The organism is Streptococcus mitis (assembly GCF_946188375.1).
Lineage (GTDB): Bacteria > Bacillota > Bacilli > Lactobacillales > Streptococcaceae > Streptococcus > Streptococcus mitis_CX.
In genome coordinates this window covers 350,566-374,084 of record NZ_CAMHUS010000001.1, presented here as the reverse complement: position 1 = coordinate 374,084, position 23,519 = coordinate 350,566, and the positions used below count along the sequence as shown (strand labels likewise).

General features: G+C 40.2%; 16 protein-coding genes. 13 read left to right on the top strand and 3 right to left on the bottom strand.

Annotated elements, in window-relative coordinates; genetic code table 11:
* Window positions 1-33: 33 nt before the first annotated feature.
* Window positions 34-1,752 carry a phospho-sugar mutase gene (locus N8M16_RS01800; RefSeq protein ID WP_000121686.1) on the bottom strand — a complete coding sequence of 573 codons (1,719 nt, stop codon included), beginning with the start codon at window positions 1,750-1,752 and terminating at the stop codon, window positions 34-36.
* Window positions 1,753-1,905: 153 nt separating this feature from the next.
* Here N8M16_RS01800 and N8M16_RS01795 point away from each other — a divergent pair, with 153 nt between their 5' ends.
* From N8M16_RS01795 to N8M16_RS01740, 12 genes are all read left to right on the top strand, one after another.
* On the top strand, window positions 1,906-3,807 hold the full coding sequence (locus N8M16_RS01795; RefSeq protein WP_261069535.1) for an ABC transporter ATP-binding protein: 1,902 nt from the start codon (window positions 1,906-1,908) through the stop codon (window positions 3,805-3,807).
* Between the two features lie 2 nt (window positions 3,808-3,809).
* Window positions 3,810-4,673, top strand: a complete 864-nt coding sequence (locus N8M16_RS01790) for an Rgg family transcriptional regulator (protein WP_060628235.1) — start codon at window positions 3,810-3,812, stop codon at window positions 4,671-4,673.
* Between the two features lie 79 nt (window positions 4,674-4,752).
* A complete protein-coding gene (locus N8M16_RS01785; RefSeq protein ID WP_060628237.1) occupies window positions 4,753-5,931 on the top strand; it encodes an MFS transporter in 1,179 nt (392 codons plus the stop codon).
* A 92-nt stretch (window positions 5,932-6,023) separates the two neighbouring features.
* A complete protein-coding gene (gene ligA / locus N8M16_RS01780) occupies window positions 6,024-7,982 on the top strand; it encodes an NAD-dependent DNA ligase LigA (protein ID WP_261069534.1) in 1,959 nt (652 codons plus the stop codon).
* 153 nt (window positions 7,983-8,135) lie between these two features.
* The gene (gene pulA, locus N8M16_RS01775; RefSeq protein WP_261069533.1) at window positions 8,136-10,418 is read left to right on the top strand and encodes a type I pullulanase; all 2,283 of its coding nucleotides are present in this window, start codon (window positions 8,136-8,138) and stop codon (window positions 10,416-10,418) included.
* 558 nt (window positions 10,419-10,976) lie between these two features.
* Complete coding sequence (locus N8M16_RS01770; RefSeq protein ID WP_000199367.1) at window positions 10,977-12,401, top strand: NADP-dependent glyceraldehyde-3-phosphate dehydrogenase; 1,425 nt, start codon at window positions 10,977-10,979, stop codon at window positions 12,399-12,401.
* A 273-nt stretch (window positions 12,402-12,674) separates the two neighbouring features.
* Window positions 12,675-14,603, top strand: a complete 1,929-nt coding sequence (gene glgB / locus N8M16_RS01765; protein WP_094753298.1) for a 1,4-alpha-glucan branching protein GlgB — start codon at window positions 12,675-12,677, stop codon at window positions 14,601-14,603.
* Window positions 14,593-15,735, top strand: coding sequence for a glucose-1-phosphate adenylyltransferase (locus tag N8M16_RS01760; protein WP_049491443.1), 1,143 nt, complete (start codon window positions 14,593-14,595; stop codon window positions 15,733-15,735). The genes glgB and N8M16_RS01760 overlap by 11 nt, the downstream gene beginning before the upstream one ends.
* Window positions 15,725-16,864, top strand: a complete 1,140-nt coding sequence (glgD, locus tag N8M16_RS01755) for a glucose-1-phosphate adenylyltransferase subunit GlgD (RefSeq protein WP_049491441.1) — start codon at window positions 15,725-15,727, stop codon at window positions 16,862-16,864. The genes N8M16_RS01760 and glgD overlap by 11 nt, the downstream gene beginning before the upstream one ends.
* On the top strand, window positions 16,861-18,294 hold the full coding sequence (gene glgA / locus N8M16_RS01750; protein WP_084953872.1) for a glycogen synthase GlgA: 1,434 nt from the start codon (window positions 16,861-16,863) through the stop codon (window positions 18,292-18,294). Before glgD ends, glgA begins: the two co-directional genes overlap by 4 nt.
* A gap of 58 nt (window positions 18,295-18,352) precedes the next feature.
* Complete coding sequence (serB, locus tag N8M16_RS01745) at window positions 18,353-18,997, top strand: phosphoserine phosphatase SerB (RefSeq protein ID WP_125443194.1); 645 nt, start codon at window positions 18,353-18,355, stop codon at window positions 18,995-18,997.
* Between the two features lie 8 nt (window positions 18,998-19,005).
* Entirely contained in the window at window positions 19,006-20,121 is a 1,116-nt protein-coding gene (locus N8M16_RS01740) for a glycerate kinase (RefSeq protein WP_261069532.1), read from the top strand.
* On the opposite strand, the gene N8M16_RS01735 is transcribed toward N8M16_RS01740, so the two are convergent.
* On the bottom strand, window positions 20,118-20,564 hold the full coding sequence (locus N8M16_RS01735) for a DUF1694 domain-containing protein (RefSeq protein ID WP_143952055.1): 447 nt from the start codon (window positions 20,562-20,564) through the stop codon (window positions 20,118-20,120). The two genes, N8M16_RS01740 and N8M16_RS01735, sit on opposite strands and share 4 nt — an antisense overlap.
* Before the next feature lie 163 nt (window positions 20,565-20,727).
* Between N8M16_RS01735 and eno the strand changes: the two genes are divergently transcribed.
* A complete protein-coding gene (gene eno / locus N8M16_RS01730) occupies window positions 20,728-22,032 on the top strand; it encodes a surface-displayed alpha-enolase (RefSeq protein WP_000022821.1) in 1,305 nt (434 codons plus the stop codon).
* A gap of 149 nt (window positions 22,033-22,181) precedes the next feature.
* Here eno and N8M16_RS01725 read toward each other — a convergent pair whose 3' ends face one another.
* Entirely contained in the window at window positions 22,182-23,345 is a 1,164-nt protein-coding gene (locus tag N8M16_RS01725) for a tyrosine-type recombinase/integrase (RefSeq protein ID WP_070527676.1), read from the bottom strand.
* Window positions 23,346-23,519: the final 174 nt, after the last annotated feature.

Genomic DNA, 23,519 nt, shown 5'->3' with positions numbered 1-23,519 from the left:
ATGAGATTGGTTTGTCTCATCTTTTATAGGTCTTTATTTTACAAAAGCATTGATTTCTGCTTCGATGTTAGCAATCTTAGCTTGTGATTCTTCGTTGGTTTCACCTACAACGGCAATGTAGAACTTGATTTTTGGTTCTGTCCCTGAAGGGCGAACGGCAATCCATGAACCGTCAGCAAGTGTGTATTTCAACACATCACTTGGAGGAGTTGTTAAGTTTGTAACAGTACCGTCAGCAGCAGTAGCAGTTTGTGCCTTGAAGTCTTCTACGACAGTGATAGCTGTTGCATTCCATTCTTTTGGAGCATTGTTACGGAATTTAGCCATAATCGCTTTGATTTGTTCAGCACCATCGACACCTGAAAGGGTAACAGAGATAGTTTTTTCTGCGTAGTAGCCGTATTCTTTGTAGATTTCTTCGATACCGTCAGCAAGTGTCAAACCACGAGAACGGTAGTAGGCAGCAAGTTCAGCAACGACAAGAACAGCTTGGATAGCGTCTTTATCACGTACGAATGGTTTAATCAAGTAACCGAAGCTTTCTTCAAATCCCATCATGTAAGTGTGATTGTGTTTTTCTTCGAATTCTTGGATTTTTTCAGCGATAAATTTGAAACCTGTCAAAACATTGAACATAGTAGCGCCGTAGCTTTCAGCAATCTTCGTCACCAAGTCAGTTGATACGATAGATTTACAGAGTGCTGCATTTTCAGGCAGAGTTCCAGCATTTTTGTGGGCTTCCAAGATGTATTTAGCCATGATAGCACCGATTTGGTTACCTGAAAGGTTGAGGTAGCTACCATCTTTTTGAAGAACTTCAACACCAACACGGTCAGCATCAGGGTCAGTTGCGACAAGAACATCTGCACCAACTTGACGACCAAGTTCTTCAGCAAGGGCAAAGGCTGCTTGGCTTTCTGGGTTTGGAGATTTTACAGTTGAGAAGTCTGGGTCAGCAGTTGCTTGAGCTTCTACGACTTGAACAGAGTCAAATCCTGCTTGGGCAAGAGCACGACGAGCCAACATTTCCCCAGTACCATGAAGTGGTGTGTAGACAATCTTCATGTCCTTACCGAATTCTTCAATCAAGGCTGGGTTGATGTTCACATCTTTGACTTCTTTGAGGTATTCTACATCGACAGCTTCGCCGATAACTTCAATCAAGCCAGAAGCTTTTTCAGCTTCCACATCAGCAACTTCAACTGCAAATGGATTTTCGATTGCACGGATATAAGTAGTCAAAGCGTCTGCGTCGTGTGGAGGCATTTGTCCACCGTCTTCACCGTAAACCTTGTATCCGTTAAATGGTGCAGGGTTGTGGCTGGCTGTGACCATGATACCTGCGAAACAGTTGAGGTGACGAACTGCAAATGAGAGTTCTGGAGTTGGACGAAGGCTTTCAAATACATAAGATTTGATACCGTGTTTAGCAAGAACTGCCGCAGATTCAAAGGCAAACTCTGGTGAGAAGTGACGGCTATCGTAGGCGATTGCTACACCACGTTCTTTTTCATTTCCACCTTTTGACTCAATCAAACGAGCCAAACCTTCAGTAGCTTGGCGAACAACGTAGATGTTGATGCGGTTTGTACCCGCACCAATCAAGCCACGCATACCTGCAGTACCAAATTCAAGATTTGTATAGAAGGCATCTTCCTTAGTTTTTTCGTCCATATTTTCCAAATCTTGACGAAGATAGTCAGGAAGCTCCGCAAAATCAACCCATTTCTGGTAATTTTCTTGGTAAGACATTGAAATTCTCCTTTTTGTAAATTGTTTTAACCGTTCACATTATAGCACTTTTTAGCGTTTTAGTAAAACGGTAGCATAATTTTCAGAAAAGTGGTGTCATATGCCGGTTTATCAAGTCTTGAATGCCTTAGGGAAACATGCTATACTGTTTGTATGATTATTTTACAAGCTAATAAAATTGAACGTTCTTTTGCAGGAGAGGTTCTTTTTGATAATATTAATCTGCAGGTTGATGAACGTGATAGGATAGCCCTTGTTGGGAAAAATGGTGCAGGTAAGTCTACTCTTTTGAAGATTTTGGTTGGAGAAGAGGAGCCAACTAGTGGAGAAATCAATAAGAAAAAAGATATTTCTCTGTCTTACCTAGCCCAAGATAGCCGTTTTGAGTCTGAAAATACCATCTACGATGAGATGCTTCATGTCTTTGATGATTTGCGTCGGACGGAGAAACAACTTCGTCAGATGGAGCTAGAGATGGGAGAAAAGTCTGGTGCTGATTTGGATAAACTGATGTCAGATTACGACCGCTTATCTGAGAATTTTCGCCAAGCAGGTGGCTTTACCTATGAAGCTGATATACGAGCGATTTTAAATGGATTTAAGTTTGACGAGTCTATGTGGCAGATGAAAATTGCCGAGCTTTCGGGTGGTCAAAATACTCGTCTGGCACTGGCTAAAATGCTCCTTGAAAAGCCCAATCTCTTGGTCTTGGACGAGCCAACCAACCACTTGGATATTGAAACCATTGCCTGGCTAGAGAATTACTTGGTAAACTATAGCGGCGCCCTTATTATTGTCAGCCACGACCGTTACTTCTTAGACAAGGTTGCGACAATTACGCTGGATTTGACCAAGCATTCCTTGGATCGTTATGTGGGCAATTACTCTCGTTTTGTTGAATTAAAGGAGCAGAAGCTAGCTACTGAAGAAAAAAACTATGAAAAGCAACAAAAGGAAATCGCTGCTCTGGAAGACTTTGTCAATCGCAATCTAGTTCGAGCTTCAACGACTAAACGTGCCCAATCCCGTCGTAAACAACTAGAAAAAATGGAGCGTTTGGACAAGCCAGAAGCTGGTAAGAAATCAGCCAATATGACCTTCCAGTCTGAGAAAACGTCGGGCAATGTTGTCCTGACTGTTGAAAATGCAGCTATTGGCTATGATGGGGAAATATTGTCAGAGCCTATCAACTTAGACCTTCGTAAGATGAATGCTGTCGCTATCGTCGGTCCAAATGGAATCGGCAAGTCAACCTTTATCAAGTCTATTGTGGACCAGATTCCTTTTATCAAAGGTGAAAAGCGCTTTGGTGCCAATGTTGAGGTTGGTTACTATGATCAGACGCAAAGCAAGCTGACAGCAAGTAATACTGTGCTTGATGAACTCTGGAATGATTTTAAACTGACACCAGAAGTTGAAATCCGTAACCGTCTTGGTGCCTTCCTTTTCTCAGGAGATGATGTTAAAAAATCAGTCGGCATGCTGTCAGGTGGAGAAAAAGCTCGTTTGCTTTTAGCTAAATTGTCCATGGAAAACAACAACTTCTTGATCCTTGACGAGCCAACCAACCACTTGGATATTGATAGCAAGGAAGTGCTAGAAAATGCCTTGATTGACTTTGATGGAACTCTTCTATTCGTCAGCCACGACCGTTACTTTATCAATCGTGTGGCAACTCATGTTTTGGAATTGTCTGAGAAGGGTTCGACTCTTTACCTGGGAGATTACGACTACTATGTTGAGAAGAAAGCAGAAGTAGAAATGACTCAGGCTGAGGAAGCTTCAACTAGCAATCAAGCAAAAGAATCAAGTTCAGTTAATGACTATCAAGCTCAGAAAGAAAGTCAAAAAGAAGTTCGCAAACTCATGCGACAAATCGAAAGTCTAGAAGCTGAAATTGAAGAGTTAGAAAGTCAAAGCCAAGATATTTCTGAACAAATGTTGGAAACAAACGATGCCGACAAACTGATGGAATTACAGGCTGAGCTGGACAAAATCAGCCACCGTCAGGAAGAAGCTATGCTTGAATGGGAAGAATTATCAGAGCAGGTGTAAAGATGGAACATCTTGGAAAAGTATTTCGTGAATTTCGGACAAGTGGAAATTATTCTTTAAAGGAGGCGGCAGGGGAGTCCTGTTCAACTTCTCAGTTATCTCGCTTTGAGCTTGGGGAGTCTGACCTAGCAGTCTCACGTTTCTTTGAGATTTTGGATAACATTCATGTAACAATCGAAAATTTCATGGATAAGGCTAGGGATTTCCATAATCATGAACATGTTGCCATGATGGGACAAATTGTACCCCTTTACTACTCAAATGATATTGCAGGTTTTCAAAAGCTTCAAAGTGAACAACTTGAAAAGGCTAAGAGTTCGACAAATCCACTCTATTTTGAGCTGAACTGGATTTTGTTGCAAGGTCTGATTTGTCAAAGAGATTCGAGTTATCATATGGAGCAGGATGATTTAGATAAGGTAGCAGATTATCTCTTCAAAACAGAAGAATGGACCATGTATGAGTTGATTCTTTTCGGTAACCTCTATAGTTTCTACGATGTAGACTATGTCACTCGGATTGGTAGAGAAGTCATGGAGAGGGAGGAATTTTATCAAGAGATTGGTCGCCATAAGAGATTGGTTTTGATTTTGGCCCTCAATTGTTACCAGCATTGTTTAGAGCATCTTTCTTTTGACAATGCAAGCTATTTTGAGACTTATACAGAGAAGATTATTGGTAAAAACATTAGTCTGTATGAACGAAATATTTTACATTACCTAAAAGGCTTTGCGTTGTACCAAAAAGGACAGTGTAAAGAAGGTTGTAAGCAAATGCAAGAGGCCATGCATATTTTTGACGTGCTAGATCTTCCAGAGCAAGTAGCCTACTATCAGGAACACTACAAAAAATTTATCAAAGATTAATTTTCCCAAATAAGGGAAAAATGAAAAAGCTCCTTTCGGTTTTGATACAATAGTTTCAAAATTTGAGAGGAGTTTTTATATGAATCGCTATGCAGTACAGTTGATTAGTCGCGGAGCTGTTAACAAGATAGGGAATATGCTCTATGATTATGGAAATAGTGTCTGGTTGGCTTCCATGGGGGCCATAGGCCAGACTGTTTTAGGAATGTATCAGATTTCTGAACTCGTCACATCTATTCTCGTAAATCCCTTTGGCGGAGTCATTTCAGACCGTTTTTCTCGTCGTAAGATTTTAATGGCGGCAGACCTTGTTTGTGGGATTCTTTGTCTGGCTATTTCTTTTATAAGGAATGACAGCTGGATGATTGGAGCTTTGATTTTTGCCAATATTGTTCAGGCTATTGCTTTTGCCTTTTCTAGACCAGCAAATAAGGCCATTATCACCGAATTGGTAGAGAAGGATGAACTGGTCCTCTACAATTCTCGTTTGGAGTTGGTCTTGCAGGTTGTCAGCGTGAGTTCTCCTGTACTTTCTTTTCTTGTTTTACAATTCTCAAGTCTCCATCTGACGCTCTTACTAGATGCTTTGACTTTTTTTATAGCATTTGTTCTAGTGGCCTTACTTCCAAAAGAAGAACCAATGGTTCAAGATAAGAAACTTTTTACTGGTAAAGATATTTTTGCAGATATCAAAGATGGCTTGCACTATATCTGGCATCAAAAAGAGATTTTCTTTCTCCTGTTAGTGGCTTCCAGCGTTAATTTCTTTTTTGCGGCTTTTGAGTTTTTGCTTCCTTTTTCAAATAAACTATATGGAGTAGAAGGAGCTTATGCGACTATCTTAACCATGGGTGCGATTGGCTCAATTATAGGAGCACTGATAGCAAATAAATTTAAATCAAGTATGAATACACTTTTGTTCTTATTGATTTTAACAGGAGTAGGAGTTTTCATGATGGGTTTGCCACTGCCCAATATTTTAACCTTTTCTGGAAACCTGATTTGTGAACTCTTTATGACGATTTTTAATATTCACTTCTTTACACAGGTACAGACCAAGATTGATGGAGAATATTTGGGTAGGGTATTGAGTACCATTTTTACACTGGCAATTCTCTTTATGCCGATTGCGAAAGGTTTGATGACCTTTCTTCCAAGTGTCCATCTTTATTCTTTCTTGATTATTGGACTTGGAGTTGTCGCCTTATCCTTCTTAGCTCTAGGCTATGTACGAACTCATTTTGAAAAAGAGACATAAGTTTGCTTGGACTTCAAAAATAATTCCAATCTAAGTGTTTTTTCCGCCCTTCTCGTTTGTGAGAAGGGCTTAATTTATGGTAAAATAGTTTTATGAATAAAAGAATGAATGAGTTGGTCGCCTTGCTCAATCGCTATGCGACTGAGTACTATACCAGCGATAATCCCTCGGTTTCAGACAGTGAGTATGATCGCCTTTACCGAGAGTTGGTTGAGTTAGAAACTGCCTATCCAGATCAAGTGCTAGCAGACAGTCCTACCCATCGTGTTGGTGGCAAGGTTTTAGATGGTTTTGAAAAATACAGTCATCAGTATCCTCTTTATAGTTTGCAGGATGCTTTTTCACGTGAGGAACTTGAAGCTTTTGATGCGCGTGTTCGTAAGGAAGTGGCTCATCCGACCTATATTTGTGAGCTGAAAATCGATGGCTTGTCTATCTCGCTTACTTATGAAAAGGGGATTTTAGTTGCTGGGGCAACACGTGGAGATGGTTCTATTGGTGAAAATATCACAGAAAATCTTAAGCGTGTTAAGGATATTCCTTTGACCTTGCCAGAAGAACTTGATATTACAGTTCGTGGGGAATGTTATATGCCACGCTCTTCTTTTGACCAGGTTAACCAAGCTCGCCAAGAAAATGGAGAGCCTGAATTTGCAAATCCTCGTAATGCGGCAGCAGGCACACTACGTCAGCTGGATACAGCAGTAGTAGCCAAGCGCAATCTTGCAACATTCCTCTATCAAGAAGCCAGCCCTTCAACTCGTGATAGCCAAGAAAAGGTTTTGAAGCACCTAGAACAACTTGGTTTTGTAGTCAATCCTAAGAGAATCTTGGCTGAAAACATAGATGAAATCTGGGATTTTATCCAAGAAGTAGGGCAAGAAAGGGAACATCTGCCTTATGATATTGATGGGGTAGTGATCAAGGTCAACGACTTAGCAGGTCAAGAAGAACTTGGTTTTACTGTTAAGGCTCCAAAATGGGCAGTAGCCTACAAGTTTCCTGCAGAAGAAAAAGAAGCCAAACTTTTATCAGTTGACTGGACAGTTGGCCGTACGGGTGTTGTAACCCCAACTGCAAATCTGACACCTGTTCAGCTTGCTGGTACGACTGTTAGCCGTGCGACCCTGCACAATGTGGATTATATTGCTGAAAAAGATATCCGCAAAGACGATACGGTTATCGTTTATAAGGCTGGTGACATCATCCCTGCTGTTTTGCGTGTGGTAGAGTCTAAACGTCTTTCTGAAGAAAAACTAGATATTCCATCACATTGCCCAAGTTGTGACAGTCACTTGCTTCATTTTGAAGATGAGGTGGCTCTCCGTTGTATCAATCCACGTTGCCCTGCCCAAATTATGGAAGGTTTGATTCACTTTGCTTCTCGAGATACTATGAATATTACAGGACTTGGTCCATCTATTGTTGAGAAGCTTTTCGCTGCTAATTTAGTCAAGGATGTGGCGGATATTTACCGTTTGAAAGAAGAAGATTTCCTCCTTTTAGAGGGGGTTAAGGAAAAGTCTGCTGCTAAACTGTATCAGGCCATCCAAGCATCTAAGGAAAATTCTGCTGAAAAGCTCTTGTTTGGTTTGGGCATTCGTCATGTCGGAAGCAAGGCCAGTCAGCTGTTACTTCAACATTTCCACTCGATTGAAAATCTGGCTCAGGCAGATTCAGATGAAGTGGCTAGTATTGAAAGTCTGGGTAGTGTGATTGCCAAGAGTCTTCAGACATATTTTGCGACAGAAGGCTCTGAAATTCTCCTCAAAGAATTGAAAGAAGCTGGGGTCAATCTGGACTATAAAGGACAGACGGTAGTGGCAGATGCGGCCTTGTCAGGTTTGACCGTTGTATTGACTGGAAAATTGGAACGGCTCAAGCGCTCAGAAGCTAAAAATAAACTCGAAAGTTTGGGTGCTAAAGTGACTGGCAGTGTTTCTAAAAAGACCGACCTCGTCGTGGCAGGTGCAGATGCTGGAAGTAAACTTCAAAAAGCACAAGAACTTGGTATTGAAGTTCGAGATGAAGCTTGGCTCGAAAGTTTGTAAAGAATAGTAGAAGGCTAGATGTTAGATAGTCTGAAACTGTCTATCCTGAAGTGTTTTGACATGAATTGAGTCTATCTTGAGTCAGAAATTAAATTGCTGAATCTATCAGCACCACATAAAAAATTAAATTAAAATTAGAAATTAGGAAAAGAAATGTTAAATTACCCTGTAGTCATCCATTTTCATCGAAAAAACGGGGATTATGCAGCCTGTTCATTTAGTAGAAAACAGGCGGACAATGTTGAAAAATTGTATTATGAGAATAACTTTTTTGGAGCAAAGTTCTCATTCACAGTTACAAGTCAAGAGAAGTTAGAAGAACTGAAATTCTCAGTTGAAATTGATGGCAAAGTTAAGGAATATCCCGTGCGTTATAACTACTATCCGCTTCTGACAGAAGTTTGGATTTTAGAGGGCGACGAGACTGTTTATTATTCTGAAAACCCAGCCATTGCTAGTCCTTACTACAAAGATCAAAATCCATTTGCTTTTGATAGAGCAATACATAGCGCTAGTTTTGATCACCACTGGGGCTACCAAGGAGAACTAGGTTACAGTCTTTCAGATTATCAGACAAGCTTTAAACTTTGGGCTCCTACGGCTACTGCTGTACAGGTGGTTGTCTACGAAAATACCAGCAACGACTCTCCGATTTGGAAAACCTTTAATCTAGAGCGTGGTAATAGCTATTCATACAGTCATAAGTACAATACCATTGGTGTTTGGAGTCTAGACTTAGATGAAAATCTTGCTGGCAAGGCTTATCAGTATCAGATTGACTTTCCTCACCACCAGACTGTGACGAGAGATCCTTACACGATTGCCACAAGTCCTGACGGCAAACGTTCCGTAATTCTTTCTCATCAAGACAGACAAGTAGAAGGATTTGAGGTCAAACATGGAACTGAAGCGCCTTGGCGTTTGGAAAATCCATGTAAAGCAGTTATCTGTGAAATGCATATCCGAGATTTAACCAAATCTCCGACATCTGGAGTTGCAGAGCATCTCCGTGGAACCTTCCTTGGTGCTGCCCAGACTGAAACTGTAAACCAATTCGGACAAGCAACCGCCTTTGACTATATCAAAGAACTTGGCTGCAACTACGTTCAACTCCAGCCTATCTTTGATCGCCATAAGGAATACGATGAGGATGGAAATGTAACCTATAACTGGGGTTATGACCCTCAAAACTACAATGCACCAGAACCAAGTTTTTCTAGTAATCCAGATGATCCAGGGCAGGTAATTCGTGATTTGAAGACCATGGTTCAAGCCTATCACGATGCGGGTATTGGTGTCATTATGGATGTGGTCTATAATCATACCTTCTCAGTAGTTGATGCACCTTTCCAAACAACTGTCCCTGATTACTACTATCGTATGAATCCAGACGGTACCTTCCAGAATGGAACAGGTGTTGGAAATGAAACAGCCAGTGAACACGAAATGTTCCGCAAGTACATGATTGATTCTCTTCTATACTGGGTACAGGAATACAATATTGACGGCTTCCGTTTTGACTTGATGGGTATTCATGATGTCAAAACCATGCAAGCGATTCGTTGGGCGCTAGATGAGGTTGATCCCCGTATTATCACTTATGGAGAAGGCTGGGATATGGGAACAGGTCTTGCACCTTATGATAAGGCCAAGAAGGACAATGCTTACCAAATGCCAAATATCGGATTCTTCAATGATAATCAGCGTGATGCGGTCAAAGGAGGAGAAGTTTATGGTGCAATCAAGTCAGGATTTGTAAGTGGTGCAGCCACCGAACCAATCATTGCCAAGGCCATTCTTGGTAGCCGAGAATTGGGTTCTTATCTCAGTCCAAATCAGGTTCTCAACTATGTTGAAGCCCATGATAATTACAATCTTCATGATTTGTTGGCGACTCTTCATCCAGATCAAAGTTCAGACCAGATTATGCGCAAGGTTGAGACGGCGACAGCAATGAACCTTCTCATGCAGGGGATGGCCTTTATGGAAATCGGTCAAGAATTTGGACGCACTAAACTAGTTGCAACTGGTGAGAATGGTGAGTTGACCCATGATGATAGAGAGCGTGCTATGAATAGCTATAACGCTCCTGACAGTGTGAATCAAGTCAACTGGAACTTGATTAATGAGCGTCAAGATAGTATTGAGTTTATCCGTCAAATTATTCGATTGAAAACACAGACTAGCGCCTTTTCTTATCCTACATACGAAGAAGTTTACCGTCATGTCTTTGTCCACACCGCTGCAGAAAATAGTGGATGGATTGTTTACGAGATTCACGGGGGACCAGAACATCTATTGGTAGTATTCAATGCCAAGGGAAGTTCCTTATACTTTGAAAATGCAGGAAATTTAGCCATGTTGGTAACCAACAGTCGCTCGAAAGAAGACAATGTTATAGATGATATTAGTCTAGCTGTCTTGACTGTTTTATAATGCTATCTATCTCGCTATTTTAACACAGTAAAATTCCCAGTTATGAGCATTACTAAAAAATCCATTCATTGAAATTGAATGAATAGAAAGAGCTTAGCTAACAGCTCGCTTGTATAGAAAATTTGATAAGTATTTTTACGAAACAACGCATCCTATCAAAGTGTTTGAACACTTGATAGGGTGTCTTTTTATTATGAAGACTTTTACCTAGACTCTGTTTCAGAAATCTTTGTTAATTATAGGTCTAATAAAATGAATCAAGAATAGTACAATGTTGCTTCTAAAACGTTGTTATAAATTTATTTTAATTCCAACCCCAAATTGTTCATTTCTTGTTTCACTTTATTATAGTACTAATTTATGCTCTTCGAAAATTTCTTCAAAGTATATCAGTTTCGCCTTGACCGAGCTAGATTCCTAGTCTGATTTTTTTATTTTTGTTGGGTATACTTTGAAAAATCAAGCTTGTGAAAATAATCTCAAAAACTTGCAAAAAGGGTTGTAATTTTCTGAAAATTTGGTAAAATATATCTTAATCATTTTCAGGAGGACGAGAATTTGACAAGATATCAGAATTTAGTAAATGGAAAATGGAAATCAGCTGAAAAAGAAATTACGATTTATTCACCAATAAACCAAGAAGAATTAGGGACTGTTCCAGCTATGACTCAGGCAGAAGTAGATGAGGCTATGAAAGCTGCGCGTGCAGCCCTGCCAGCTTGGCGAGCTTTATCAGCAGTTGAACGTGCGGCTTATTTGCACAAAACAGCAGCTATTTTAGAACGTGATAAGGAAGAAATTGGTACTATACTTGCCAAAGAAGTGGCAAAGGGAATTAAAGCAGCTATTGGAGAAGTGGTGCGTACCGCAGACTTGATTCGCTATGCTGCTGAGGAAGGTCTCCGTATCACTGGACAAGCAATGGAAGGTGGCGGTTTTGAAGCAGCAAGTAAAAATAAATTGGCCGTTGTTCGTCGCGAGCCAGTTGGTGTCGTGCTGGCTATCGCTCCCTTTAATTATCCAGTTAATTTATCTGCTTCTAAAATTGCACCTGCCTTGATTGCAGGGAATGTAGTCATGTTTAAGCCACCAACACAAGGTTCTATTTCTGGGCTCTTGTTGGCTAAAGCGTTTGAAGAAGCAGGGATTCCGGCTGGTGTTTTCAATACCATTACGGGTCGTGGTTCAGAAATTGGGGATTATATCATTGAACACAAAGAAGTCAACTTCATCAACTTTACAGGTTCAACTCCTATCGGAGAACGTATTGGTCGTTTAGCTGGTATGCGTCCAATCATGTTGGAGCTTGGTGGGAAAGATGCAGCCTTAGTACTAGAAGATGCAGATTTGGAACATGCTGCCAAGCAAATTGTTGCGGGTGCCTTTAGCTATTCAGGTCAACGTTGCACAGCCATTAAACGTGTTATTGTTATCGAAAGTGTAGCAGATACACTAGCTGCTTTGCTTCAAGCAGAGGTTACTAAATTAACAGTTGGCGATCCATTCGACAATGCTGATATCACACCAGTTATCGACAATGCTTCAGCAGACTTTATTTGGGGCTTGATTGATGATGCACAAGAAAAAGGTGCTCAGGCTCTTACACCAATCAAACGCGAAGGCAATCTTCTATGGCCAGTGCTTTTTGACCAAGTTACAAAAGATATGAAAGTGGCATGGGAAGAGCCATTTGGTCCTGTTTTACCAATTATCCGTGTGGCTAGTGTAGAGGAAGCCATTGCCTTTGCCAACGAATCTGAATTCGGCCTTCAATCCTCAGTCTTTACAAATGATTTCAAAAAAGCATTTGAAATTGCTGAAAAACTTGAAGTGGGTACAGTTCATATAAATAATAAAACCCAGCGTGGTCCAGATAATTTCCCATTCCTTGGTGTCAAAGGTTCTGGCGCTGGAGTGCAAGGAATTAAATATAGTATTGAAGCGATGACAAATGTCAAATCCATTGTTTTTGATGTGAAATGAAATGTAAAATCAGGAGATTCGTTTCCTGATTTATTTTTTTTACTTAAAATTATATTTTTGTTAGCTAAATAACGAACTTTATGATAGTATTATAAAAAAACAATTCGTTTTCAAAGTGTTTCTGAAAAATTCTTGATTTACAAGTGAACACATCAGTGAATTTGTTGAAGACTTTCAAAAGATTTTTTTGCAAATTCCGTAATTTACTTGAATCTTCCCTAAAAAGGTAGTATAATAAATCTATGGAAAACGCTTACAGAAATAGGAGGGTGTATGGATAAGAATAATGCTTTAGAAACCTTTATGACAGGTGAAAATTTTCACCTCCAGCACTATCTGGGAGCTCATAGGGAAGAAAAAAATGGAGAGTATGGCTATACTTTTCGTGTGTGGGCGCCTAATGCTCAGGCTGTTCACTTGGTAGGGGATTTCACCAATTGGGTTGAAAATCAAATTCCGATGGAACGGAATGAATTTGGAGTCTGGGAAGTCTTTACCAGTCTTGCTCAAGAAGGCCAAATTTATAAGTACCATATCACGCGTGCAAATGGTCATCAACTGATGAAGATTGACCCTTTGGCTGTTCGATATGAGGCACGACCTGGTACTGGGGCTATTTTAACAGATATTCCAGAAAAGAAATGGAAGGATGGCCTCTGGCTAGCCCGTAGAAAACGCTTGAGCTTTGAAGAGCGTCCTGTTAATATTTACGAGGCTCATGCTGGCTCTTGGAAGAGAAATCCTGATGGCAGCCCCTATAGTTTTGCTCAATTGAAAGATGAACTCATTCCTTACTTGGTTGAGATGAATTATACTCACATTGAGTTTATGCCCCTGATGTCTCACCCACTAGGTTTGAGTTGGGGCTATCAGCTTATGGGTTACTTTGCTCTAGAGCATGCCTATGGTCGTCCTGAAGAATTTCAAGATTTTGTTGAGGAATGTCACTTAAACAATATAGGTGTTATTGTAGACTGGGTACCTGGTCACTTTACTATCAATGATGATGCCTTGGCCTATTATGATGGAACACCGACTTTTGAATACCAAGACCATAATAAGGCTCATAACTACGGTTGGGGAGCACTTAATTTTGACCTTGGAAAGAATGAAGTCCAGTCTTTCCTGATCTCTAGTATTAAGTTCTGGATTGATTTTTATCATTTAGATGGTATTCGCGTAGATGCCGTTAGCAACATGCTCTATCTTGACTACGATGATGCTCCATGGACACCTAATAAAGATGGTGGCAATCTCAACTATGAAGGTTATTATTTCCTTCAACGCTTGAATGATGTGATTAAACTAGTTCATCCTGATGTGATGATGATAGCGGAGGAAAGTTCATCAGCTACTCAGATTACTGACACTAAGGATTCAGATGGTCTTGGCTTCGACTACAAATGGAATATGGGTTGGATGAATGACATCCTCCGTTTCTATGAAGAAGATCCGATTTATCGTAAATACGACTTTAACTTGGTGACTTTCAGCTTTATGTATGTCTTCAAAGAGAATTATCTCCTACCATTCTCACACGATGAAGTGGTTCATGGCAAGAAGAGTATGATGCACAAGATGTGGGGAGATCGCTATAATCAATTCGCAGGCTTGCGTAATCTCTACACTTACCAAATTTGTCACCCAGGTAAAAAATTGCTCTTCATGGGTAGTGAATATGGGCAATTCCTAGAATGGAAATCTGAAGAACAGTTGGAATGGTCAAACCTAGAAGATCCAATGAATGCTAAGATGAAGTATTTCACTTCTCAGCTAAACCAGTTTTACAAAGATCACCGCTGTCTGTGGGAAATTGATACTAGCTATGATGGTATTGAAATCATCGATGCGGATAATCGAGACCAGAGTGTTCTTTCCTTCATCCGTAAGGGTAAGAAGGACGATATGTTAGTCTGTATCTTTAATATGGCACCTGTTGAACGAAAAGATTTTACAATTGGACTTCCTGTTGCAGGGATTTACGAAGAAGTCTGGAATACTGAGTTAGAAGAGTGGGGAGGCGTTTGGAAAGAACATAATCAAACTGTGCAAACGCAAGAAGGACTATGGAAAGATTATGAGCAGACCTTGACCTTTACCCTACCGGCTATGGGAGCAAGTGTTTGGAAAATCAAACGTCGCTTAAAACCTACTAAAACCGTCACAAGTAAAAACCAAAAAGGAGTAGAAAATGAAGAATGAAATGTTAGCTTTGATTCTTGCTGGTGGGCAAGGAACTCGTCTCGGTAAACTCACTCAAAGCATTGCAAAACCAGCTGTGCAATTTGGTGGGCGCTACCGTATCATTGACTTTGCTCTTTCAAACTGTGCCAACTCAGGCATCAACAATGTTGGAGTCATTACACAGTACCAACCACTTGCTCTCAACAACCATATCGGGAATGGTTCAAGCTGGGGACTAGATGGTATCAATTCTGGTGTCTCTATTCTTCAACCTTATTCTGCAAGTGAAGGAAATCGTTGGTTCGAAGGGACTAGTCACGCTATTTACCAAAATATCGATTATATCGACAGTGTCAATCCTGAGTATGTTTTGATTCTATCTGGGGACCACATCTATAAAATGGACTATGATGATATGCTCCAGTCACACAAGGATAACAATGCTAGTTTGACAGTAGCAGTTCTTGATGTTCCTCTTAAGGAAGCTAGCCGTTTTGGTATTATGAACACAGATGCCAATAACCGCATTGTTGAATTTGAAGAAAAACCAGCTCAACCTAAATCTACAAAAGCTTCTATGGGAATTTACATTTTTGATTGGCAACGTCTGCGCAATATGCTTGTTACTGCTGAAAAGAGCAATGTCGATATGTCAGACTTCGGTAAGAATGTCATTCCAAATTACCTTGAGTCAGGTGAAAGTGTCTATGCATATGAGTTTAATGGCTACTGGAAAGATGTTGGTACTATTGAGTCACTTTGGGAAGCTAACATGGAATATATTTCACCAGAAAATGCCTTGGATAGCCGTAACCGTCAATGGAAGATTTACTCAAGAAACTTAATTTCACCACCAAACTTCCTTGGGGCAAATGCTCATGTGGAAGATTCCTTGGTTGTCGATGGCTGTTTCGTAGATGGAACTGTTAAACATTCTATCCTCTCAACAGGTGCGCAAGTTCGCGAAGGGGCAGAAGTAGTAGATTCAGTTATCATGAGTGGTGCAATTGTCGGTCAGGGAGCTAAAATCAAACGTGCCATTATTGGTGAAGGTGCAGTTATTTCTGATGGTGTCGAAATTGATGGAACAGAAGAAGTACAAGTTGTAGGATATGATGAAGTAGTGGGGGTAGCAACAGATGAAGATTGATAAATATTCTGCCATTTTAGGAAACACAGTTGGTTTTCATGATATGTCAACACTGACAGACCACCGTCCAGTAGCTAGTTTGCCATTTGGTGGTAAATATCGCTTGATTGACTTCCCGCTTTCAAGTCTTGCTAATGCTGGTGTCCGTAGTATTTTTGGTATTTTCCAACAAGACAATATCAGCTCAGTCTTTGACCATATCCGTTCAGGACGTGAGTGGGGCTTGTCAACTCTTCTTAGCCACTATTATCTAGGTATTTACAATACTCGTGTGGAAAGTAGTACAGTTGGAAAAGAATACTACCAACAACTTCTTACTTACTTGAAACGTTCTGGCTCAAACCAAACAGTTTCACTCAACTGTGATGTTTTGATTAATATTGATTTGAACCAAGTTTTCCATCTACATAGTACAACAAAAGGGCCTATCACTGTAGTTTATAAAAAACTAGCTAAGAAAGACATTTCAGAAGTAAACGCAATCTTGGAAGTGGATGAAACAGACCATGTTCGTTCTCATAAACTCTTTGATAGTAAATCATCAGATGAAGTTTACAATATGTCGACAGATATCTTTGTCGTTGATACCCCTTGGTTGATTGAACGCTTAGAAGAAGAGGCTAAGAAAGAACATCCAGAGAAGTTGCGCTATGTTTTACGGGATTTGGCTGCAAAAGAAGGGGCTTTTGCCTACGAGTACACAGGCTACCTAGCCAACATTCATTCTGTAGAGTCTTATTATAAAGCGAATATCGATATGCTTGAATCGCAAAAGTTCTATTCTCTCTTCTCACCAAACCAAAAGATTTATACAAAGGTCAAAAACGAAGAGCCAACTTACTATGCCAATACATCTAAGGTAAGTACTTCTCAGTTTGCTTCTGGTAGTATTGTTGAAGGTCAAGTGGCTAATTCTGTTTTATCACGTAATATTCATGTCCATAAGGATAGCTTGGTTAAAGATAGCATCTTATTCCCTCGTGTTGTTATTGGAGAAGGTGCTCAGGTAGAATACGCTATATTGGACAAGGGTGTTGAAGTTGCGGATGGAGTAGTGATCCGTGGAACTGCAGAACATCCAGTCGTCGTTAAGAAAGGTGCTAAAGTAACAGAGGATATTCATTCATGAAAATTTTATTTGTAGCAGCAGAGGGTGCACCCTTTTCAAAAACAGGTGGTTTGGGAGACGTCATTGGCGCTCTTCCAAAATCACTGGTAAAAGCTGGGCACGAAGTTGCAGTGATTTTACCCTACTATGACATGGTAGAGGCTAAATTTGGAAATCAGATTGAAGATGTTCTTCATTTTGAGGTGAGCGTCGGTTGGCGCAGACAGTACTGTGGGATTAAGAAAACCGTCTTAAACGGTGTAACCTTCTACTTTATTGACAACCAATATTATTTCTTCCGTGGCCATGTTTACGGTGATTTTGACGATGGGGAACGCTTCGCTTTCTTCCAACTGGCTGCCATTGAGGCTATGGAAAGGATTGACTTTATCCCTGACCTTCTCCATGTTCATGACTACCATACAGCCATGATACCTTTCTTGTTAAAGGAAAAATACCGTTGGATTCAAGCCTATCAAGGAATTAAAACTGTTTTAACCATTCATAATTTAGAATTCCAAGGACAATTTTCAGAGGGAATGTTATGGGATTTGTTTGGAGTCGGCTTCGAACGTTATGCTGATGGTACCCTTCGCTGGAATAACTGTCTGAACTGGATGAAGGCAGGTATTCTCTATGCGGACCGTGTTTCAACAGTTTCGCCTAGTTATGCTCATGAAATTATGACCAGTCAGTTTGGATGTAACTTGGATCAGATTCTTCGAATGGAATCTGGCAAGGTATCTGGTATCGTGAATGGGATTGATGCTGACCTGTATAATCCTCAGACGGATGCTCTTTTAGACTATCATTTTAGTCAAGAAGATTTGTCTGGGAAAGACCAAAACAAGGCAAAATTGCAAGAGAGAGTTGGCTTGCCAGTTAGAGCTGATGTTCCACTGGTGGGAATTGTTTCTCGTTTGACACGTCAAAAAGGTTTTGATGTCGTGGTCGAAAGTCTTCACCATATCTTGCAAAATGATGTTCAGATTGTTCTTTTGGGAACTGGAGATCCAGCCTTTGAAGGTGCTTTCTCGTGGTTTGCTCAGATTTACCCAGACAAGCTATCAGCAAATATCACTTTTGATGTCAAACTAGCTCAAGAAATCTACGCTGCTTGTGACCTCTTCCTCATGCCAAGTCGTTTTGAACCATGTGGCTTGTCTCAAATGATGGCGATGCGTTATGGAACCTTGCCATTGGTCCATGAAGTTGGTGGCTTGCGAGATACCGTTCGCGCTTTCAATCCAATCGAAGGAAGCGGTACGGGCTTTAGCTTTGACAATCTATCTCCTTATTGGTTAAATTGGACTTTCCAAACAGCATTGGACTTGTATCGAAACCATCCTGACGTTTGGAGAAAACTACAAAAACAAGCTATGGAGTGTGATTTCTCATGGGATACAGCCTGCAAATCATACCTTGACTTGTACCATAGCTTAGTTAATTAATAGATAAAATCGTATGATGACTTCATACGATTTTTAGGCTGTTTAGAGAGGAGAACTTATGTCTCAAGTAAAAGGTTTGTGTGTCATGGATGTTGATGGAACCTTAATTCTAGAAGAAGTGATTGATTTGTTGGGAAGAGAGGCAGGCTGTGAGGAGGAAATTTCGCTGATTACAAGTCGGGCAATGCGAGGAGAGTTAGACTTTGAAAGAAGTTTACGAGACAGAGTGTCCTTCTTGGAAGGTCTTCCTATTTCGGCCTTTGATAAAGTCTTCAACTCTATTCATCTAACGCCAAATGCCCAGGAATTCATTTCCATTCTCCAAAAGAACGGCATCCTAGTTGGTCTGGTGTCCGGTGGATTTACTCCAATAGTTGAGAGATTAGCAAAATCTCTTGGAATTGCCTGTTTCTCTGCCAACCAACTAGAAGTCAAAGGTGGCTTTCTAACAGGGAAATTAGTTGGACAAATTATTAGTCCCGAGGTTAAAAAAGAGACTCTGGAACAATGGAGAAAGGAACTAAAACTTTCTAAAGAAAGAACGATTGCAATCGGAGATGGGGCCAATGATCTATTTATGTTGAAGTCGGCAGGATTGGGAATCGCCTTTTGTGGCAAAGAAGTACTCAAAAAAGAAATACCGAATCATGTTGACAAGAGGGATTTTTTAGAAGTTCTTCCTTTGATTGACTGTTTAGAATGAGGGAAAATATGAAGATTGTAATTGCACCAGATTCATTTAAGGAAAGCTTGTCCGCTCAACAAGTAGCTGAAGCAATAAAAAGAGGCTTCCAACAATCGATAGCAGATGTAGAATGTCTCCTCTGCCCTGTTGGTGATGGGGGAGAAGGTACTGTAGATGCTATCCGACATTCTCTTGACCTAGAAGAAAAATGGATCCAAGTGACAGGACCTTTTGGACAAAAAGAAGCCATGCGCTATTTTCAAAAAAGTCAACTGGCATTATTTGAAGTTGCCGACTTGGTTGGCCTTGGAAAAATTCCGCTAGAGAAACGAAATCCACTTCAAATACAAACTCGTGGTATTGGAGAGTTGATTCGTCATCTCATTGCTCAAGGGATTAAAGAAATCTATATCGGCGTTGGTGGTACGGCCAGTAATGATGGCGGTATTGGTATTGCTGCTGGATTGGGGTATCAATTCTATGATAAGGATGGAAATGTCTTGCCGGCTTGCGGTCAATCCTTACTAAAATTAGCTTCTGTTTCAACAGAAAATCGCTATGAAATTTCTGAAGATGTTCAAATTCGTATTTTAGCAGATGTCGTGAGTCCCTTATGTGGTCCTCAAGGTGCGACCTATATTTTTGGCAAACAAAAAGGCCTAGATCCTACTATGTTTGATGCCGTAGATCAGGCAATCCAAGATTTTTATGAAAAAGTCTCACCTGTAACATTGGAAATTAAAGGAGCAGGAGCTGGTGGAGGCATTGCTGGCGGTTTGTGTGCCTTTGCTCAAGCAAGTATCGTATCTGGAATTGACACTTGTTTAGATTTGATTGACTTTGATAAGAAAGTTTCAGATGCTGACTTGGTTATTGTTGGAGAAGGAAGGCTAGATCGTCAAAGTTTAGCAGGGAAAGCGCCGATAGGGGTAGCAAAAAGAACCCCTGTCGGAGTTCCTGTTATTGCTATTTGCGGTAGTCTCGCTGAAGATTTACCTTCACTACCATTTGAAAATATCCAAGCTACCTTTTCTATTTTAGAGAAAAGCGAACCTTTAGAAGATAGTTTGAAAAATGCCAGTCTCTATCTGGAGCGCACGGCTAACAATATTGGGCATTTATTAAATATGCGCAATATTTAGCCAAACCATTTCTTCCAGAAGGATGTTTTGGCTGGTTCTTCCTTTTTAACTTCCCAAAGTTTTGCAAAAGCAAGTCGAAGGTTCTTTTCTTCTACTTGAACTGGTGCATTGGTGTGGATAATCAGGCCAAAAGGAGAAGAAGTATGCTCTTCAGATACAATGGTAGCTTGACTATCAGTTTCTTTTGCTTCTTTTAAGTAGAAAACTTGTTTGTCAAATTCGATATTTGGTGAAATCTTCACAAATAGTGGTTCTGCTTTTTCCTGAAGATTTTCTAAAATAGATAAAAAGCCTTTTTCTAACTGAGGGCTATTTGCTGTGTCAATATCTGCATATCCAAGAACTCTTTCCTCAAAAGTGCCAAGATAGCGTCTTTGCTCATCTGGATTTAATTTTGGTCCACCATGAGCTTTTTCAAGTAATTGTTTTGATAAATCTGTCATGAAAACAGTATATCATAAAAGTTAGAATAAAACAGACAAAAGAAAGCGATTACTTTATAAAGTTAAGGAAAATTTGCACAAAGATAACGTTTTTTCTTGAAAAAGGAGGGGTTTTAAGGTATTATAGAGGTGTAAAAAATTTAACTCATAAGGAGAGTAAAAAATGTCAATTATTACTGATGTTTACGCTCGCGAAGTCCTAGACTCACGCGGTAACCCAACACTTGAAGTAGAAGTTTACACTGAATCAGGTGCTTTCGGACGTGGTATGGTTCCATCAGGAGCTTCTACTGGTGAACACGAAGCAGTTGAACTTCGCGACGGTGACAAATCTCGTTACGGTGGTCTTGGTACACAAAAAGCTGTTGACAACGTAAACAACATCATTGCTGAAGCAATCATCGGCTACGATGTACGTGACCAACAAGCTATCGACCGTGCTATGATCGCACTTGACGGTACTCCTAACAAAGGTAAATTGGGTGCAAACGCAATCCTTGGTGTGTCTATCGCTGTAGCTCGTGCTGCTGCTGACTACCTTGAAATCCCACTTTACAGCTACCTTGGTGGATTCAACACTAAAGTTCTTCCAACTCCAATGATGAACATCATCAACGGTGGTTCTCACTCTGACGCTCCAATCGCTTTCCAAGAATTCATGATCGTACCTGCTGGTGCGCCATCATTCAAAGAAGCTCTTCGTTGGGGTGCTGAAATCTTCCACGCTCTTAAGAAAATCCTTAAATCTCGTGGTCTTGAAACAGCCGTAGGTGACGAAGGTGGATTCGCTCCTCGTTTTGAAGGAACTGAAGATGGAGTTGAAACTATCCTTGCTGCTATCGAAGCTGCTGGATATGTTCCAGGTAAAGACGTATTTATCGGATTTGACTGTGCTTCATCAGAATTCTACGATAAAGAACGTAAAGTTTACGACTACACTAAATTTGAAGGTGAAGGAGCAGCTGTACGTACTGCTGCAGAACAAATCGACTACCTTGAAGAATTGGTAAACAAATACCCAATCATCACTATCGAAGATGGTATGGATGAAAACGACTGGGACGGTTGGAAAGCTCTTACTGAACGTCTTGGTGGCAAAGTTCAATTGGTTGGTGACGACTTCTTCGTAACAAACACTTCTTACCTTGAAAAAGGTATTGCAGAAGGTGCTGCTAACTCAATCCTTATCAAAGTTAACCAAATCGGTACTCTTACTGAAACATTCGACGCTATCGAAATGGCGAAGGAAGCTGGTTACACTGCCGTTGTATCACACCGTTCAGGTGAAACTGAAGATTCAACAATCGCTGACATTGCAGTTGCAACTAACGCAGGACAAATTAAAACAGGTTCACTTTCACGTACAGACCGTATCGCTAAATACAACCAATTGCTTCGCATCGAAGACCAACTTGGTGAAGTAGCAGAATACCGTGGATTGAAATCATTCTACAACCTTAAAAAATAATCTAATTTCTAGATTAGAAGGCGTCAAGCCTTTAAACTAAGCACTTTGGGGCGCTTTCCCTTAGTGCTTTTTCTAATTTTACTACCCTTTTAGTTACCCTTAACTGATTTTAGGTATAGTAAGAGGGTAGTCACTGATCGTGACACCCTTTATAAATTATTGATGGCTGTTTCATAATTTGAGACAGCTTTTTTTGCGTTTTCTTGGTTTGTATGCCAGTAAACATTTTCAGTCACTAATAAGTTAGAGTGTCCCAATCTGTATTGGACATCTTTAGGGCTAGTCTGAGCGTATAACATCATAGTGGTGTGTGTATGGCGGAAACCGTGAAATGATACATTCGTTACACCAGCATTCTCAAAATGCTTATTTAGGCGTTTGCGTAAGTTGCAAGCATAAGCATATTTTTCTGTAAATACAGAGAATACGACCGTTTCAGTACGACCTAATTTCCAAGACTGAATTTGTTGACGATTTTTGTATTGTTTAAGTAAAAGTAAGGTTGTTCTGTCTATTGGTATATCACGATAACCAGCGCTTGATTTAGGTGAGTTTATTTCTTGATAGCGGTTTAGTGTCTTATTGATACTGATAACACCGTTTTCTAGGTCAATATCAGACCACTCAAGGGCTAATGCTTCACCGATACGACAACCAGTGGCCAATAAAGTCTTGTATAGGACAACATCAAATAGGTTTTCATAATTTGATTGATCCAGAGTATCTAAATAATTCAGAAACTGTTTTAATTCTTTGTTGTCTAAGTATTTTACAGTAGACTTTTCTTTTTGCTGTTTGCGTGGAACGATGACATCATTAGCTGGATTGTATTGTATTACCTGAATAGCTACGCCATACTTCAAAATACGCTTATTCATGTTGTGAAGTAAGGAGTAGTTAGCAAACGCCCCTTTTTCGCCTTTATTGGCCTTGTCAGCCCATTTATTCACTTGTTGTTGAAGAATAGGCGTGGTTAACTTATCTAGCTTGTAATCGCCAAATACAGGCAATAAATGCACTCTAACCAATCCATCCATAGACTGGCGAGTATTGGGTTTAACTGTATTCTTGTAACTATCCCACCAAACTTTTACCAATTCTTCGTATGTTGTGATTGTTGGCTTATCTTTAACTGTATAGCCGTTTGAAGCAAAAGCATTGACAGCTTCCCTTGCTTTGATTTTAATCCCCTTTTTAGTGTTGGCCGTAACAGTAGTTCTAGCCTTTTTCCCTGTAAGTTTGTCAACCCCAAGATACACGCTTGCTCGGTATACGATAGATCCGTTTTTCTTTTTGTATTCTGTAATATTCATGGTTTACTCCTTTTCCATCAGCAGGCAAGCAATTAGAAAAGGTTTTGAGTTTATACCATGCGAGGGGCTACGAGAACCCTCTTATTTTCGATTTTAATCAGTCAGACGGTAAATATAATACCAGAGTTGGAAACAAGGCGGATATGGGGCTTATATAGGCTTGAAGCTCGAACG